This window comes from Kluyvera genomosp. 2, assembly GCF_036759865.1.
Lineage (GTDB): Bacteria > Pseudomonadota > Gammaproteobacteria > Enterobacterales > Enterobacteriaceae > Kluyvera > Kluyvera ascorbata_B.
Map to the genome: position 1 here is coordinate 17433 of NZ_JAPKIA010000004.1, position 17308 is coordinate 34740.

Annotated in this window: 12 protein-coding genes; 4 read left to right on the top strand and 8 right to left on the bottom strand. The window is 55.3% G+C overall.

The window, feature by feature from the left end; translation table 11 throughout:
• Positions 1-219: 219 nt before the first annotated feature.
• Genes pqiC through rlmKL form a run of 5 tightly spaced genes read right to left on the bottom strand, consistent with a single transcriptional unit; the run spans position 220 to position 7717 of the window.
• On the bottom strand, positions 220-777 hold the full coding sequence (gene pqiC, locus V6942_RS04945) for a membrane integrity-associated transporter subunit PqiC (RefSeq protein ID WP_106928783.1): 558 nt from the start codon (positions 775-777) through the stop codon (positions 220-222).
• Positions 777-2414, bottom strand: a complete 1638-nt coding sequence (pqiB, locus tag V6942_RS04950) for an intermembrane transport protein PqiB (protein WP_106928785.1) — start codon at positions 2412-2414, stop codon at positions 777-779. Before pqiB ends, pqiC begins: the two co-directional genes overlap by 1 nt.
• A gap of 4 nt (positions 2415-2418) precedes the next feature.
• A complete protein-coding gene (gene pqiA, locus V6942_RS04955) occupies positions 2419-3678 on the bottom strand; it encodes a membrane integrity-associated transporter subunit PqiA (RefSeq protein ID WP_106928787.1) in 1260 nt (419 codons plus the stop codon).
• 13 nt (positions 3679-3691) lie between these two features.
• A complete protein-coding gene (locus V6942_RS04960) occupies positions 3692-5599 on the bottom strand; it encodes an ABC transporter ATP-binding protein (protein ID WP_106928788.1) in 1908 nt (635 codons plus the stop codon).
• Positions 5600-5611: 12 nt separating this feature from the next.
• Entirely contained in the window at positions 5612-7717 is a 2106-nt protein-coding gene (gene rlmKL, locus V6942_RS04965) for a bifunctional 23S rRNA (guanine(2069)-N(7))-methyltransferase RlmK/23S rRNA (guanine(2445)-N(2))-methyltransferase RlmL (protein ID WP_106928790.1), read from the bottom strand.
• Positions 7718-7815: 98 nt separating this feature from the next.
• Here rlmKL and V6942_RS04970 point away from each other — a divergent pair, with 98 nt between their 5' ends.
• Positions 7816-8925: a YcbX family protein gene (locus V6942_RS04970; protein WP_333500871.1), complete on the top strand. Its 1110-nt coding sequence runs from the start codon at positions 7816-7818 to the stop codon at positions 8923-8925.
• On the opposite strand, the gene zapC is transcribed toward V6942_RS04970, so the two are convergent.
• Positions 8922-9464 carry a cell division protein ZapC gene (gene zapC, locus V6942_RS04975; RefSeq protein WP_106928794.1) on the bottom strand — a complete coding sequence of 181 codons (543 nt, stop codon included), beginning with the start codon at positions 9462-9464 and terminating at the stop codon, positions 8922-8924. The two genes, V6942_RS04970 and zapC, sit on opposite strands and share 4 nt — an antisense overlap.
• A 165-nt stretch (positions 9465-9629) precedes the next feature.
• On the bottom strand, positions 9630-10640 hold the full coding sequence (gene pyrD / locus V6942_RS04980; protein ID WP_106928796.1) for a quinone-dependent dihydroorotate dehydrogenase: 1011 nt from the start codon (positions 10638-10640) through the stop codon (positions 9630-9632).
• Positions 10641-10889: 249 nt separating this feature from the next.
• Here pyrD and ssuE point away from each other — a divergent pair, with 249 nt between their 5' ends.
• The gene (ssuE, locus tag V6942_RS04985; RefSeq protein ID WP_106928798.1) at positions 10890-11465 is read left to right on the top strand and encodes an NADPH-dependent FMN reductase; all 576 of its coding nucleotides are present in this window, start codon (positions 10890-10892) and stop codon (positions 11463-11465) included.
• 89 nt (positions 11466-11554) lie between these two features.
• On the opposite strand, the gene pepN is transcribed toward ssuE, so the two are convergent.
• On the bottom strand, positions 11555-14167 hold the full coding sequence (gene pepN / locus V6942_RS04990) for an aminopeptidase N (protein WP_182929175.1): 2613 nt from the start codon (positions 14165-14167) through the stop codon (positions 11555-11557).
• A gap of 263 nt (positions 14168-14430) precedes the next feature.
• Between pepN and pncB the strand changes: the two genes are divergently transcribed.
• Positions 14431-15633 carry a nicotinate phosphoribosyltransferase gene (gene pncB / locus V6942_RS04995; RefSeq protein WP_333500872.1) on the top strand — a complete coding sequence of 401 codons (1203 nt, stop codon included), beginning with the start codon at positions 14431-14433 and terminating at the stop codon, positions 15631-15633.
• A 166-nt stretch (positions 15634-15799) separates the two neighbouring features.
• The gene (asnS, locus tag V6942_RS05000) at positions 15800-17200 is read left to right on the top strand and encodes an asparagine--tRNA ligase (protein WP_106928804.1); all 1401 of its coding nucleotides are present in this window, start codon (positions 15800-15802) and stop codon (positions 17198-17200) included.
• The last annotated feature ends 108 nt before the right edge of the window (positions 17201-17308 follow it).

The window sequence follows — 17308 nt, forward strand, 5'->3', positions numbered from 1 at the left end:
GTGGCTACAAAGTATGCAACCACACAATACGAATACCGCTAAAAAATGGCCCCGTCAATGCGTAGAATTCATACCTTTGTCATATTTGTGAGCTACTCAGAAGAACATTTGTACAAGAAATGTGAGGCCGCACAGGTAACACGCTGACATCAGGGATAAAAAAACCGCCGTCGGTTTAACACCGGCGGCGGCCTTTAGAACGATTAATTCTACTTATAGTTAACGATTGATAGTCCTGGCGATAGATGCCGCTTCCTGGCTCCATGCCTGGGCGAGCGTTTTCACCATCGCATCGTAACCGTCCTGCTGCTGAGCCAGCTCAATGTGGAAAGGACGTTTGGTCAACTGCCCCTGGTGGTTAAGCAGCCATTCGCCGCTGACCACCACTTTGCCATCATAACGGCCATGGAAGCCGCTCACCGAGACATTCAGCGTATCCTGATCGCTACCTAGCGGCTGCGACGACACGACCCAGCCTGGCAGCTGATTGCTCAGATTGGAGACCAGCGTCGTGCGCAGTTGCTGATCCAGCGGGCTGGCCCACAGATTGTTACTGGCAATCACGTACTGAACGTCGCTGGTCTGGTACACCACGCCGCTGCCGGCAAGAAAGTCAGGAATATTCACCTGCTCAATCCACAGCATCCGCTGACCGGTGCTGCTGGCACCGTTTTGCACCGTGCCCGTAGCCAACGGCAGCTGATAGTACGTTTTATTCTCCGTGCTGCTACAGGCTGCCAACAGGCAGGCGGCGGCAATGACTAACCACTTTTTCATTATTTCGCCCTCTTAGGCTCTGGATCTTTTTTATCCTTCGCTTCGAATACCAGCGCGTTGCTCTTCTCATTCAGCGTCTTCAGCACCGGCTGCAATTCGCGCAATACCTGATCCAGGCGCTGCATATCGGCGACCATTTTGTTATAAGCCGCAGATCCTGGCTGGAAGCCCTGCATGCTACGGTTCAGCTCACGCAGTGTTTTCTGCATGTCGGCCGGCAGCTGCTGAGCGGACTGGCTGGCGGTGATTTTGTTCAGATTATCCAGCGTTGTTTGCAGACGGCGCATGGTGTTCTGGCTTTCCGACAGCGTGTTGGTCGCCTGTTCAACCATCGGCGTTAACGGCAGATTGTTGATCTTATCCAGGGTGTCCATCAGGCGCTGCTGAATCTGCGCCAGGCCACCGCTGACGGTAGGCACAATCTGGTAGCCGCCGAAGCTTCTCATGCCGGTCACTGCCGGTTCTTTCGGATAAAAGTCCATGTCGACATACAGCGCGCCGGTCACCAGGTTCCCCGTTTTCAGCGCCCCGCGCAGGCCGCGCTGGGTTAGCTCATCAAGGTGGCTGGCGATATCCGGATTTTCACCCAGCGCGCTTTTCAGACGCTCCGGCTCAATGCGAATCTTGACGGGAATACGGTAGTCATTATTCAGCGCCTGCTGAAGCCCCGGAACGAAGAAAGGCACCTGATCGACCGTCCCCAGACGAATGCCGCGGAACTCAACCGGAGCCCCCGGCTGCAGACCACGCACTGAATCTTTAAAGAACATCAGATAGTCAACGTGCTCGGTATACAGCGAGTCCTGGATACTCTTCTGATCGTCATAAAGCTTGAACTCGGTCTTTTCGGCGATCGGTTGCCCCAAATCTACACCTTCCGGCACGTCAAAACTAACGCCGCCGCTAAATAGCGTCGCCAGTGAGCCCATTTCTACGCGCATCCCGGCAGAAGTCAGGTCTACCGCCACGCCGCTGTCCTTCCAGAAGCGAACGTTGCTGGTCACCAGACGATCGTTAGGTGCGCTGATAAACAGCTGATAGGAAATGCTGCGACTCTGCGGATCGAACGAGCTGGTTTCCACCGAGCCGACGCGATAGCCGCGGAACAGTACCGGATCGCCGGGGTTAAGCTGCCCGGCCTTCTTGCTGTCGAGAAGGACACGAATCCCCTTCGCATCCGGCGGCGCCAGCGGCGGCGCATCAAGGAGTTGATATTGGTCCTGCGTCGAACCTTTGGTGCCCGGCTGCAGCTCAATATAGGCACCGGACAGCAGCGTGCCCAGCCCGCTAATGCCCTCGCGGCCCACCTGCGGTTTCACCACCCAAAAGACGGAATCTTTATGCAGCAGCTTCTCCATCCCCGAATTCAGACGCGCCTTAATCTCCACGTGCGTCAGGTCATCGGTTAGCGTAGTGCTTTCGACCACGCCCACGTCGACGCTGCGGCTTTTGATGGTGGTTTTACCGCCTTCAATGCCCTCTGCGTTGGTGGTGATAAGCGTCACTTCCGGGCCCTGATGGCTATAGTGATAGAACAGGATCCACGCGCCAATAAGCGCAGTCACAATCGGGAAGATCCAAACGGGAGACCAGTTTTTCACTTTTTGCACCTTTGCCTCCCCACTCTTGGTTTCCATGCTTTTACGACTCCTCATGGCTTGATTCAGGTTCCCGATCCCACGATAAACGCGGATCAAACGTCATTGCCGAGAACATGGTCATTATGACAACCAGCGCAAACATCAGCGCACCGATTGCCGGGTAAATATTCATTAATCCCCCAATGCGCACCAGCGCAGAGAGTACGGCGATCACGAACACGTCAATCATCGACCAGCGGCCCACGAACTCGACCACTTCATAAATCAGATGCATCCGCTCGCTGTCGCGATGGCGTCGCTTCATGCCGTTGGCATCCAGACACAGCCAGGCAATGGCAATCATCTTCAGCGTCGGCACCATGATACTGGCCAGGAAAATCACCATCGCTACCGGATATGACCCTTCGCTCCACAGCAAAATGACCCCCGCAATGATCGTCGATGGCATTTTGTCGCCGAGCAAATCGGTAATCATAATCGGCAGAATATTGGCCGGGAGATACAACATAATCGAGGTCACCAGCAGCGCCATGGTCCACTGCAGGCTGTTCTTACGGCGCACGTGGCCTTTACTGTGACAGCGCGGGCACTCGAGCTGGTCGGCAGGTAAAATCGCCGTGCAGCACGCACACGAACGCAGCCCCTGGCGAATACCGGTGACGCCAGGTTGCAGCGTCTGCTTCAGCGGCGGCATGGGCGCAATATCATCCCACAGCCAGCGGCGGTCGACGCACTGGAACGTACGCAACTGAAGCAGGCAGAACAGACACCAGGGCAGGAAACTGCTGCCCACGCCAATATCGCCATAGGCCATCAGCTTCACGAAGCTCACCAGCACCCCGGCAAGGAAGATTTCCGCCATTCCCCAGGTTTTCAGCGTGAACAGAATACGTGCCAGGAAAGCCTTCAGCCGATGCGGCATACGCACACGGTTTACCAGCAGAAGAATAGTGACAAGACAAAACGCCGGCACTAGCTGGACAAACAGCAGGAAGAAAGTGCCCAGGCTGGCGTAGTCTTCGGAAAACATGACTCCGGGAATTTCCAGCAGTTCAATCTGGCTGTTAACCCCCGCCACGTTCATGCTGATAAACGGGAACAGGTTGGCCAGCAGCAGCATAAACAGCGCCACCAGCACATAGGCCGTGGGACGGCGTCTCGGCTCGTCCCACGCGGTGGTCAGCGTTGTGCCGCAGCGCGGGCACGCGGCCTTATGTCGGTGCTCAAGGTGCGGCAACGCCACCAGCATGTCGCACTGTGAGCAGAGAATATGCTGCGCAGCATGATGTTGATCGCACATGAAAATTCCTCAATCAGGCGCCGTTTTTCAACGCTTCCAGATATTCCCAACGTTCAAACGCCTCTTCCAGCGCCTGCTCTGCCTGGGACAGGTCGGCCAGCACCTTTTGGGTATGGTCGTGTGGCTGACTAAAGAACGCCGCATCCGCTACCTGCGCCTGTAACACCTCGAGTTCGGCTTCCAGCGACTCCAGTTTTTGCGGCAGCTGTTCCAGCTCGCGCTGCAGGTTATAGCTTAGTTTGTTACTGCCGCGTTTGACAGTTTCTGCTTTTGGCTGAACAACTTCCGTCGTTTTTTTCGCTACTGCCTGTTTTTGCGCCAATGACTGCGACTGCTGACCGCGCGCATCATGATAGCCGCCAACATACTGACCGATGCGCCCTTCGCCTTCGAAGATCCAGCATTCGGTGACGGTGTTGTCGACAAACTGACGGTCGTGGCTCACCAGCAGCACGGTACCCTGATAGCCGTCAATTAACTCTTCCAGCAGTTCAAGCGTTTCAACATCGAGGTCGTTGGTGGGTTCATCGAGAATCAACAGGTTACTTGGCTTCAGGAACAGACGCGCCAGCAGCAGACGGTTACGTTCCCCACCGGACAGCGCGCGCACCGGCGTCATTGCCCGTTTCGGGTGGAACAGGAAGTCCTGCAGGTAGCCCAACACGTGACGCGGCTTGCCGTTGACCATGACTTCCTGCTTGCCTTCCGCCAGGTTATCCATCACCGTCCGATCCGGATCCAGTTCAGCGCGGTGTTGATCAAAATAGGCGACTTCCAGTTTGGTACCGACGTGAATGCGACCGCTATCGGCCTGCAGCTGGCCAAGCATCAGCTTCAGCAGCGTGGTTTTACCGCAGCCGTTGGCCCCGATCAGCGCAATTTTGTCACCGCGCTGTACCTGCGCGGAGAAGTCTTTCACCAGCACCTTGCCGTCAACCTGGTAGTTGACGTCTTCCATTTCAAAGACAATTTTGCCGGAGCGCGAGGCCTCTTCAACCTGCATTTTCGCACTGCCCATCACTTCACGACGGGCACTGCGTTCGTTACGCATCGCTTTCAGCGCGCGGACGCGGCCTTCATTACGGGTACGGCGCGCTTTAATGCCCTGGCGAATCCACACTTCTTCCTGCGCCAGCTTGCGGTCGAACTCGGCGTTTTGCAGCTCTTCTACGCGCAGCGCCTCTTCTTTCTCGATCAGATACTGATCGTAGTTGCCCGGATACGTCACCAGCTTGCCACGATCGAGATCGACAATACGGGTCGCCATATTGCGAATAAACGAACGGTCGTGCGAGATAAAGATAATCGTACCTTTGAAGGTTTTCAGGAAACCTTCCAGCCAGTCGATGGTTTCGATATCCAGGTGGTTAGTCGGTTCATCGAGCAGCAGTACGCGGGGCGCGCTGACCAGCGCACGGCCCAGCGCCGCTTTACGCAGCCAGCCGCCGGAGAGCGAGGCCAGCTCCATATCCGGCTCCAGCCCAAGCTGCGCCAGCACTTCGTTGATACGGTTTTCAAGCTGCCACAGGCCGTGGTGATCCAGCTGTTCCTGAACCTTTGCCAGCTCCTGCAGGTTTTTATCGCTCGGATCGCTCATCACCAGATGCGAGATATCGTGATAGCGTTTGAGGTATATCGCCTGTTCTTCAATACCCTCGGCGACGAAATCATACACGCTGCCCTGCACGTTGCGCGGCGGATCCTGCTGCAGACGCGCGACGACCAGATCCTGCTCGTAGACAATGCGTCCATCGTCCAGGCCCTGTTCACGGTTGAGGATCTTCATCAGCGTTGATTTGCCCGCGCCGTTACGGCCGACCAGACAGACGCGCTCGTTATCCTCAATATGCAGTTCGGCATTATCGAGAAGCGGCGCATCGCTGAACGACAGCCAGGCGCCATGCATACTAATTAATGACATTCTTTATTCCTTTCAGGCTGCGGTAATCAGCCAGCAGTTGTGGATCTGACGGTTACGAGCGAAATCCTGTGACTGTGTTTTTTGGGTAATATCTTGTGCTTTCAGTCCCAGTTCTGCCAGGCCGTCGTGATCCATACGGAAACCGCGTTTGTTGTTGGAGAACATGATGGTGCCGCCTTTGCGCAGCAGACGCTTCAGATCCTTCATCAGACGCAGGTGGTCGCGCTGAACGTCAAACGCATCGTCCATGCGTTTGGAGTTGGAGAAGGTCGGCGGATCGATAAAGATAACGTCGAACTGTTCGTCAGTATCGCGCAGCCATGCCAGCACGTCTGCCTGCATCAGGCGATGCGCGCGGCCGGTCAGGCCGTTCAGGCGCAGGTTGCGCTCCGCCCACTCCAGGTAGGTACGCGACATATCCACGGTGGTCGTGGAGCGTGCGCCGCCCAGACCTGCGTGCACGCTGGCGCTGCCGGTGTACGAGAACAGATTGAGGAAATCCTTGCCCTTGCTCATTTCACCCAGCATGCGGCGAGCGATGCGGTGGTCGAGGAACAGGCCGGTATCCAGGTAGTCGGTCAGGTTGACCCACAGGCGCGCGTTGTATTCGCTCACCTGCATAAAGTCGCCCTTCTCGTTCATCTTCTGGTACTGATTTTTACCTTTCTGACGCTCTCGGGTTTTCAGCACCAGCTTGTTTGGCGCGATGCCCAATACGGCGATAGTGGCGGCAATAATGTCGAACAGACGCTGACGCGCTTTATTGGCATCAACGGTTTTCGGCGGCGCGTATTCCTGCACCACCACCCAGTCGGCGTAGCGGTCAACGGCCACGTTGTATTCCGGCAGGTCAGCGTCGTACAAGCGGTAGCATTCAATTCCTTCCTGTTTTGCCCACTTTTCATATTTCTTCAGATTTTTACGCAGACGGTTGGCGTAATCTTCTGCCAGAGAAGCGGGCTTCTCACCGGTGGTTTCGGTCAGATGGTAGTTTTTCTGTACGCAGTCCAGCGGGCCGTTTTTGGCTTTAAACTGACGCTCAGCGCGCAGCTGCAGGCAGCTTAACAGCTCCGGAGAGGCGCTAAACAGCGACAGGTTCCAGCCGCCAAAGTGGTTTTTCATATTGCGGCCCAGCAGGCTGTGCATCGCAATCAATGCCGGTTCGCTTTCCAGACGTTCGCCGTATGGCGGGTTGCTGATAACGGTACCGTAAGGGCCTTTCGGCAGCGGGTTGGTCAGCTGCGCCACGTCTTTCACTTCAAAGGTGATAAGCTCGCCAATTCCGGCGCGACGGGCGTTGCTGCGCGCCAGCTCAACCACACGGCTGTCAACGTCAGAACCAAAGAAACGGGATTCATAGGCCGCCAGACCGGCACGAGCGCGGGTCTGAGCGTCAGCTTTTACCTCTTTCCAGACCGCATCATCGTGCTGTGCCCAACCGTTGAAGCCCCAGTGACCACGATGTAGCCCCGGCGCGCGGTCGGTAGCCCACATTGCCGCTTCGATAAGCAGCGTACCGGAACCACACATCGGATCGAGCAGCGGCGTCCCCGGCACCCAGCCGGAACGCATGACGATAGCGGCCGCCAGATTCTCTTTGATCGGCGCCATACCGGTACGATCGCGGTAGCCGCGCAGGTGCAGACCTTCACCGCTCAGATCAAGCGAAATATAAGCGGTCTCTTTATTCAAACGGACGTTAATGCGCAGATCCGGATTGTCACGATCGACGTTCGGACGCGGCAGATTCTTACGCGTAAAGGCATCGACAATCGCATCTTTCACCTTCAACGCGCCGTACTGGCTGTTACGAATGCTATCGTTCAGGCCGCCGAAGCTCACCGCAAAGGTGGCATCGGGGGTAAAGATAGACGTCCAGTCAATGGCCTGCACGCCCAGGTAAAGATCGAGATCGCTCCAGACGCTACATTCTCCCAGCGGCATCATAATGCGCGACGCCAGGCGGCTCCACATCAGGCTTTTGTACAGAAGCTGCGTGTCGCCCTGGAAATGGACGCCGCCCTGGGCAATCTGGCACTCTTGGGCGCCCAGGCCTTCCAGTTCAGTTTTTAACAGCTCTTCCAGCCCACGGGCCGTACTGGCAAACAGAGAATTCATATCGTCACTTTTACTCGCAGAAAATTGTTGCGCATTATAGCCAATCTGCGCCCCATGTCATAAAGTTAAAGGCTTATTTTCGACTCAGGGACAGCGTTGTGGCCACGTTATCGCGACTTTTTATACATCCGGTGAAATCGATGCGGGGCATTGGCCTCACGCACGCCTTTGCTGATATTAGCGGATTAGCATTTGACCGCATTTTTATGATCACCGAACCCGACGGCACTTTTATTACCGCCCGCCAGTTTCCGGCGATGGTTCGCTTTACCCCCGCGGTCCTGCACGACGGTTTACACCTCACCGCGCCCGACGGCAGCAGCGCGCTGGTGCGCTTTGCCGATTTCATCGGCCAGCCTTCGCCGACCGAAGTCTGGGGCAATCATTTTACCTCGCGTATCGCGCCGGATACCATTAATCAGTGGCTTTCTCCGTTCTTTAAACGCGACGTCCAGCTGCGCTGGCTCGGTGCCGACCTCACGCGCCGCGTCAAACGCCATGATGCCGTGCCGCTGTCGTTTGCCGACGGTTTCCCTTTCCTGCTGGTCAACGAAGCCTCTCTGCGCGACCTACAGCAGCGTTGCCCGGCCAGCGTAAGGATGGAGCAGTTTCGCCCTAACCTGGTGGTCACCGGCGTAGCCCCATGGGTAGAAGATACGTGGAAAACGATTCGCATCGGCGACGTCGTGTTTGACGTCGTTAAGCCGTGCAGCCGATGTATTTTTACAACCATCAGCCCGGAGAAGGGGCAAAAGCATCCCGCCGGGGAACCGTTAAATACTCTGCAGACGTTTCGTACCGATCCGACCAGCGGCGACGTCGATTTTGGCCAGAATCTGATTGCCCGCAATAGCGGCGTTGTACGCGTGGGTGATGAGGTGGATATTCTCGCGACCGGGCCGGGCAAAGTCTATACCGCCGCGCAGAGCGACGAAGCCGTGGCGCCGCAGGCGCAGCAAAATGCGTTGGTCGATATTGACTGGGAGGGAAACACCTTCAGCGGCAATAATCAGCAGGTATTGCTGGAGCAGCTCGAGCAGCAGGGTATTCGCATCCCCTACTCCTGCCGCGCTGGCCTGTGCGGTAGCTGCCGCGTGACGCTGGTTGAAGGGGAAGTCAGCCCGCTTAAGAAAAGCGCGGTCGCGGCCGACGGCACCATACTGAGCTGCAGCTGCATACCTAAAACGGCGCTGAAGCTAAAAAGTTAAACCGCCTGTTCCAGGCTGTAACCGTCGAGCCCAGGCTGCGGTTGCAGCCTGTCATTCATCACTTTGATCGGGTCGCCAAGCTGCATTGTGCGCCCGGCCAGAACCAGACCCGGCTGGGCCAGCAGACACAGCGCGGCGTTCTCACCCGGCTCAACCACCAGCAGGTTCACCTGGCTGTCGTCATCGCTCAGCCAGACGCGAGCCGCATCGCCGGTGACCGGCGTCCAGGCATCTTGATGGGCGCGGAAGTGCCAGCTTTTCGGCATTTGCGGCTTCAGGAAGCGGATCGCCACCAGCGCGTTAAGAATAAGTTCAGCGCGGTGTTCTTTCGACAGCAGCAGGTCGCGGCATTTTTCTTCAAAAGAGAAATACAGTGCAGCGTCATCGACGCAAAAACCGGTAGGAGCAAAAGCATCGGGCGTTAACATGCGACGAGCAAAACGCGAGCGGAACAACATGCCGTTGGCTAAATCGAGCATCATACGATCGTGCTCTTCATCATAATACCAGCGCCAGTTATCATCAGGTTTAATTCGCATGTGTTTCCCCCATCATTTTTGCATCCATTGCGCTGTCTGTTCTTCCATTCCGTTATTGTCGCCCTAAATAATAAAAGACTAATATGTCTAAATAAGCAACAATAGGGAAATATAAAGCAACCAGGGCTGGAAATAAAGCCCTGGATCACATTACGAAGAAAAAGACTAGATGTGGGTGACGATTTCTTTAATCAGCGGTGGGCCTTTAAAAATAAAGCCGGAATAAATCTGTACCAGCGTTGCGCCAGCCGCCATCTTTTCGCGCGCCGCCATCACCGAATCGATACCACCGACGCCAATAATAGGCAGCTGACCTTTTAATTCAGCCGACAGCATACGAATAATTTCGGTACTTTTTAATTGTAATGGACGACCGCTCAAACCACCGGTTTCATCACAGTGTTTCATCCCCTGAACCAGCGAACGATCCAATGTCGTATTGGTGGCAATTACCCCATCGATATTATGGCGAAGCAAACTATCGGCCACCTGGATCAACTCCTCGTGAGAAAGATCCGGCGCGATCTTCACTGCCACAGGAACATATTTATGGTGCTTTTGCTGAAGCTCTGATTGTTTATTTTTAATACCAGAAAGCAGATCGTCCAGCGCCTCACCATATTGCAGCGTGCGTAATCCCGGGGTATTTGGCGATGAAATATTAATCGCAATATAACCGGCATAGGCGTAGATTTTTTCCATACAAATCAGATAGTCATCTTTGCCGTGCTCGACAGGGGTGTCTTTATTTTTGCCAATATTAATCCCCAGAATACCGTCGAAATGCGCCTTTTTAACGTTCTCAACCAGGTTATCTACACCATGGTTATTGAAGCCCATGCGGTTGATCAGCCCTTCCGCATCCACCAGGCGGAACAGGCGCGGTTTATCGTTACCCGGCTGCGCGCGCGGCGTAACGGTGCCAATTTCGATCGAACCAAATCCCATGGCCCCTAAGGCATCTATACATTCACCGTCTTTATCCAGACCGGCGGCCAGACCGAGAGGGTTTTTAAACGTCAGCCCCATGCAGGTGACCGGTTTTTCCGGTACTTTCTGGCGCACGAGCGCTTCCAGCGGCGTACCGGTGACACGGCGTAATTGTTGGAACGTTAATTCATGAGCGCGCTCTGGATCGAGCTGGAAAAGTGCTTTACGAACGAAGGGATAGTACATGAACTCTCCTGGATTCCCGGTGTGCAAACCGGGGGCGTATTATGTGCGATCTTGCTTCGAAAGGGAATTGACCTATGGCAAAAAAAGCGCAATCGTTTTCCTCTCCTCCTTTATCGCGCTCAGCGCATATGCATTTTCCGGTAATCCTACGCCGGAAAAAGTATTTCGCGCGCCAGAACGGCTTTGAGACACTGGCACAAATGTTATCAACTTTAACTTTATGTTTATTTTTAGTTATAAGGAGAGATTATGCGCGTCATTACTTTAGCTGGCAGTCCCCGCTTTCCTTCTCGCTCCAGCGCGCTGCTGGAATACGCCCGCGAGAAGCTGTCAGCGGCCGACGTCGAAGTGTTTCACTGGCATCTGCAGAATTTTGCGCCGGAAGATCTCTTCCACGCTCGTTTTGACAGCCCGGCGCTGCAAACCTTAACCGAACAGTTGAGCCATGCGGATGGGCTTATTATCGCCACGCCGGTGTATAAAGCCTCATTTGCCGGCGCGTTAAAGGCTCTGCTCGATCTGCTGCCAGAGCGCGCGCTGGAAGGAAAAATCGTGCTGCCGCTGGCCACCGGCGGCACCGTGGCGCATATGCTGGCGGTCGATTACGCCCTCAAACCGGTGCTCAACGCGCTGAAAGCACAGGAGATTCTGCAGGGCGTATTCGCCGACGACAGCCAGGTGACCGATTATCAGCACAAGCCGCAGTTCAGCCCGAACCTGCACACGCGGCTGGACAACGCGCTGGAGACATTCTGGCAGGCGCTGCACCGGCGGGACATTCAGGTCCCCGCTTTAAATACCGCGCGACAGGCTGCCCATGTTTGATAAAAAAAACGCCGCAGGCAAATACCCGCGGCGTTTTTCATTTATTGCGTGAAGAACCCCCGGGAGGTTAACGCCTTCCGGGGCAACGATTACGCTAGCGCTTTCGTAATCTTCTCGAACAGATCGCCGGACAGATTTTCCAGCCCTTTCAGCTGCTCCAGCGCCGCACGCATCAGCGCCTGGCGTTTGGCATCATAGCGTTTCAGGCGGATCAGCGGCTCAATCAGACGTGAAGCCACCTGCGGGTTTTTGCTGTTCAGTATGGTGAGCATTTCCACCAGGAACTGGTAGCCGCTACCGTCCTGTGCATGGAACGCCGCCGGGTTGCTACCGGCAAAAGCACCTATCAGAGAGCGAATACGGTTCGGGTTATTCATACTGAATGAGCGATGGTTCAACAACTTACGCACCGTCGCCAGCACATCTTCCGCCGGACTGGTCGCTTGCAAAATCAGCCATTTATCCATCACCAGACCGTCGTGATGCCACTTATCATCATATTCCTGCATCAGGGCATCGCGACACGGCAGCTCTGCCGCCACCGCCGCCGACAACGCCGCCAGCGCATCCGTCATGTTATCGGCATGATGGTACTGATCGCTCACCAGCTTATCGCCAAGCTCACGGTCACCAAATGCCAGATAGCGCAGGCAGGTATTGCGCAGCGAACGCTTGCCTATGTCGGCATGCTCTACGCGATAGCTGTCGAGCTTGTTGGCGTTATACACCGCCAGACATTCATCGGCCAGTTCAGTCGCCAGCGTACGGGTCAGCGCTTCGCGCACCGCAGCAATAGCGATAGGATCAATAATCTCGAACAGCTCAGCAATTTCGCTCGTTGATGGCAGCGTCAGGATTTCAGCCGCCAGCGCCGGGTCGATGTGCTCATCAAGCAGAATCGCGCGGAACGCATCGGCAACGTGTACCGGCAGCGACAGCGGCTGGCCCTGCTGATGGCGCGCGACGTTGAGTTTGATATAGGTCGCCAGCAGGCTCTGCGCCGCATCCCAACGGGAGAAATCGTTACGCGCATGACGCATCAGGAACGTGAGCTGCTGATCGCTCCATTTATACTCCAGCTTCACCGGCGCGGAGAACTCACGCAGCAGCGATGGCACCGGCTGGAAGTAAACATTATCAAAAACAAACGTTTGTTCTGCCTGAGTGACGTTCAGCACGTGATGCACCGGATGACCGTCTTTTTGCAGCGGGATCACCTTCCCCTCGTTATCGTACAGTTCGATATCGAACGGAATGTGCAGCGGGAACTTCTCTTCCTGCTCGGCGGTTGCCGGCGTGCGCTGACGAATGGTTAAGGTGTATTGCTCCGTTTCCGGATTGTAGTCATCGTGGACGCTGACAATCGGCGTACCGGCCTGGCTGTACCAGCGGCGGAAATGCGAGAGATCGATATTGGAGGCATCTTCCATCGCCTGAACAAAATCATCACAGGTTGCGGCGCTGCCGTCGTGGCGCTCGAAATAGAGCTGCATGCCTTTCTGGAAGTTTGCTTCGCCCAGCAGGGTGTGCAGCATGCGGATCACCTCCGCCCCTTTCTCGTAGACCGTCAGGGTATAGAAGTTATTCATTTCAATAACTTTATCCGGGCGGATCGGGTGCGCCATCGGGCTGGCGTCTTCGGCAAACTGCAGCCCGCGCATGGTGCGCACGTTGCTGATGCGGTTCACGGCGCGTGAGCCGAGATCCGAGCTGAACTCCTGATCGCGGAACACGGTCAGGCCTTCTTTCAGGCTCAGTTGGAACCAGTCGCGGCAGGTCACGCGGTTGCCGGTCCAGTTATGGAAATATTCGTGGCCAATAACGCGTTCGATATCGAGGTAATCTTTATCGGTGGCGGTATCGGTACGCGCCAGCACATACTTGGAGTTAAAGACGTTCAGGCCTTTGTTCTCCATTGCCCCCATATTAAAGAAGTCGACGGCGACGATCATATAGATGTCGAGGTCGTACTCAAGGCCGAAGCGCTCTTCGTCCCATTTCATGGAGTTTTTCAGCGAGGTCATCGCCCACGGCGCACGGTCAAGGTTGCCGCGATCGACAAACAGCTCCAGCGCAACGTCGCGCCCGGAACGGGTTTTGAAGGTATCGCGCAGCACGTCAAAATCGCCCGCGACCAGGGCAAACAGATAACATGGTTTCGGGAATGGGTCCTGCCACTGAACCCAGTGACGACCGTCTTCCAGCTCGCCTTCAGCAATGCGGTTCCCGTTGGACAACAGGAATGGATATTTGCTTTTATCGGCGGTAATTTTGGTGGTAAAGCGCGCCAGCACATCCGGGCGATCGAGATACCAGGTAATATGACGGAAACCTTCAGCTTCACACTGAGTACATAGCGCTTCGCCAGACTGATACAGCCCTTCCAGCGCGGTATTCGCCGCCGGGCTTATCTCGTTAACAATCTTCAGGGTGAAACGCTCGGGCAGGCCGGAGAGCACCAGTTGATTATCTTCTTCTTTATAGTCGGCCCACGGCGCGCCGTTAACATGAACGGAGACCAGCGTCAGGTCTTCGCCATTCAGGCGCAGCGGCACATCAGACGCTGCATGACGGGAAACCTGGCTTTCCGCAGTCACGATGGTTTTTGCGGCATCCAGGTCAAAGGCCAGGTCGATATCACTAATCAGGTAGTCCGGCGCACGGTAGTCGTGGCGGTACTTGGCTTGGGGCTGTTGTGTCATAAAAAACCTTTAGCATCTTTTGTAAATGTCACCTCAGTCTATTCCTGTTGTGTTAAACGCGCTACGCAGAATCTTCATCTTTTCCAGTCAAATAGGGAAAAATGATACATTTACGCAACATGCCGCACAAAACGTACAGGTGGCGCTTCGTGCCTTATGATGTGATCGGGGTTCAATAAATCGATAAACAAGGTATACTCCAGCCATTCTCCCCTGTTGTTTATTGTACTAAACGCTCCTGTGAGAGGATGCTACTGCGCACCATGACACAATTCGCTTCTCCTGTTCTGCATTCGCTGCTGGATACAGATGCCTACAAACTGCATATGCAGCAGGCCGTTTTCCACCACTACTACGACGTAAACGTCGCGGCTGAATTCCGCTGCCGTGGGGACGATCTGCTGGGCATTTATGCTGACGCTATTCGCGAACAAGTCGAAGCCATGCGTTCACTCACGCTGCGTGATGATGAATACCATTGGCTGTCCGGTCTGCCTTTCTTCAAGCAGGACTACCTCCGCTGGCTGCGTGACTTCCGCTACGATCCGCAGCAGGTTACCGTCATCAACGATAACGGTAAGCTGAATATCCGTCTGGAAGGGCCGTGGCGTGAAGTGATTATGTGGGAAGTTCCGCTGCTCGCCGTAATAAGCGAGCTGGTGCACCGCTATCGTTCGCCGGAAAACGGCGTGCCGCAGGCGCTGGCAATGCTCGAACATAAGCTTACCGACTTTAATCAAATGACGGCTGACCTGAATATGTCCGCTTTCAAACTGATGGACTTCGGTACCCGCCGCCGTTTCTCCCGTGAAGTACAAGAGGCTATCGTCAGCCGCCTGCAGCAGGAGCCGTGGTTTACCGGCACCAGTAACTATGACCTGGCGCGTCGTCTGAACCTAACCCCTATGGGCACCCAGGCGCACGAGTGGTTCCAGGCACATCAGCAAATTAGTCCGGATCTGGCCACCAGCCAGCGGGCCGCGCTGGCCGCCTGGCTGGAAGAGTATCCCGACCAGCTTGGCATCGCACTCACCGACTGCATCACGATGGACGCCTTTCTGCGCGACTTCGGCCGGGAGTTTGCGACGCGCTATCAGGGGCTGCGTCACGATTCCGGTGATCCGGTTGAATGGGGCGAAAAAGCCATCAACCACTATCAGAAGCTGGGCATAGACCCGATGAGCAAAGTGCTGGTGTTTTCCGACAACCTCGATCTGCCGAAGGCCGTAGAGCTCTACCGTCACTTCTCTTCGCGCATTAACCTGAGCTTTGGCATCGGCACTCGCCTGACCTGCGATATCCCGCAGGTGAAGCCGCTGAACATTGTCATCAAGCTGGTCGAATGTAACGGCAAACCGGTAGCAAAACTCTCCGACAGCCCGGGCAAAACCATCTGCCACGATAAGGCATTTGTTCGCGCGCTGCGCAAAGCCTTCGATCTCCCACAGATCAAAAAGGCCAGTTAATCACCAAAGGGAGCCCTGAAGGCTCCCTTCTTCTTATTTATTTCTCAAAACACCCTCTCGCTATGCGAATTCTGCTTGTCTGACGGAAGATGACAGGTAACATAGATATCCCCCGCCGTTCCGGGGTAAACGATTTTTTTATTGGACTACGAATAGAGAGACTATTATGAGCGTTGTGCCTGTAGCCGACGTACTCCAGGGCCGCGTAGCCGTTGACAGCGAAGTCACCGTGCGCGGCTGGGTACGTACCCGCCGAGATTCAAAAGCTGGCTTTTCCTTCCTCGCCGTCTATGACGGTTCCTGCTTTGATCCTGTACAGGCCGTTATTAATAATTCTCTGCCCAATTACAATGACGAAGTCCTGCGCCTGACCACCGGCTGCTCGGTGATTGTCACCGGTAAAGTGGTCGCGTCTCAGGGTCAAGGCCAGAGCTTTGAAATTCAGGCTGCCAGCGTAGAAGTCACCGGTTGGGTTGAAGATCCCGACACCTACCCGATGGCGGCGAAACGCCACAGCATTGAGTATCTGCGTGAAGTCGCGCATATGCGTCCGCGTACCAACCTGATTGGCGCGGTTGCCCGCGTTCGCCACACGCTGGCACAGGCGCTGCACCGTTTCTTCGACGAACAGGGGTTCTTCTGGGTTTCCACCCCGCTGATTACCGCTTCCGATACCGAAGGCGCTGGCGAAATGTTCCGCGTGTCCACGCTGGACATGGAAAACCTGCCGCGTAACGATCAGGGCAAAGTCGATTACGATAAAGATTTCTTCGGCAAAGAAGCCTTCCTGACCGTTTCCGGCCAGTTGAACGGCGAAACCTACGCCTGTGCGCTGTCAAAAATCTACACCTTCGGCCCGACCTTCCGTGCAGAAAACTCCAACACCAGCCGTCACCTGGCGGAATTCTGGATGCTGGAACCGGAAGTGGCGTTTGCCGATCTGGAAGATAACGCCCGTCTGGCGGAAGCCATGCTGAAGTATGTCTTCAAAGCCGTGCTTGAAGAACGTGCCGACGACATGAAATTCTTCGCTGAACGCGTCGATAAAGACGCGGTCGATCGTCTGCAGCGTTTCGTATCCGCCGATTTCGCGCAGGTCGACTACACCGACGCGGTAACCATTCTGGAAAACTGCGGCAAGCAGTTCGAAAACCCGGTTTACTGGGGTGTGGACCTTTCCTCTGAGCACGAGCGCTACCTGGCCGAAGAACACTTCAAAGCGCCGGTCGTAGTGAAAAACTACCCGAAAGAGATCAAAGCCTTCTATATGCGTCTTAATGAAGACGGTAAAACCGTTGCCGCAATGGACGTTCTGGCTCCGGGTATTGGTGAAATCATCGGGGGCTCCCAGCGTGAAGAGCGTCTGGACGTGCTCGATGCGCGCATGGCCGAAATGGGCCTTAATAAAGAAGACTACTGGTGGTACCGTGACCTGCGTCGTTACGGCACCGTACCGCACTCCGGCTTTGGCCTGGGCTTCGAACGCTTGATTGCCTACGTCACCGGCGTACAGAACGTTCGCGATGTAATTCCGTTCCCAAGAACGCCGCGTAACGCCAGTTTCTAAAGTCCGACGTCTCTTCAAGGCCAGCCGTTCGCGCTGGCCTTTTTTTTACTGCTCATGTAAAGAAATCTTTATTAATTTTAACAAACCTAAACATCAACACCTTGCCGC

What these genes read in the sequence shown, in the direction of transcription:
- pqiC (WP_106928783.1), bottom strand. Translation starts at nt 777, where the DNA reads ATGAAAAAGTGGTTAGTCATTGCCGCCGCCTGCCTGTTGGCAGCCTGT.
- pqiB (WP_106928785.1), bottom strand. Translation starts at nt 2,414, where the DNA reads ATGGAAACCAAGAGTGGGGAGGCAAAGGTGCAAAAAGTGAAAAACTGG.
- pqiA (WP_106928787.1), bottom strand. Translation starts at nt 3,678, where the DNA reads ATGTGCGATCAACATCATGCTGCGCAGCATATTCTCTGCTCACAGTGC.
- V6942_RS04960 (WP_106928788.1), bottom strand. Translation starts at nt 5,599, where the DNA reads ATGTCATTAATTAGTATGCATGGCGCCTGGCTGTCGTTCAGCGATGCG.
- rlmKL (WP_106928790.1), bottom strand. Translation starts at nt 7,717, where the DNA reads ATGAATTCTCTGTTTGCCAGTACGGCCCGTGGGCTGGAAGAGCTGTTA.
- zapC (WP_106928794.1), bottom strand. Translation starts at nt 9,464, where the DNA reads ATGCGAATTAAACCTGATGATAACTGGCGCTGGTATTATGATGAAGAG.
- pyrD (WP_106928796.1), bottom strand. Translation starts at nt 10,640, where the DNA reads ATGTACTATCCCTTCGTTCGTAAAGCACTTTTCCAGCTCGATCCAGAG.
- ssuE (WP_106928798.1), top strand. Translation starts at nt 10,890, where the DNA reads ATGCGCGTCATTACTTTAGCTGGCAGTCCCCGCTTTCCTTCTCGCTCC.
- pepN (WP_182929175.1), bottom strand. Translation starts at nt 14,167, where the DNA reads ATGACACAACAGCCCCAAGCCAAGTACCGCCACGACTACCGTGCGCCG.
- pncB (WP_333500872.1), top strand. Translation starts at nt 14,431, where the DNA reads ATGACACAATTCGCTTCTCCTGTTCTGCATTCGCTGCTGGATACAGAT.
- asnS (WP_106928804.1), top strand. Translation starts at nt 15,800, where the DNA reads ATGAGCGTTGTGCCTGTAGCCGACGTACTCCAGGGCCGCGTAGCCGTT.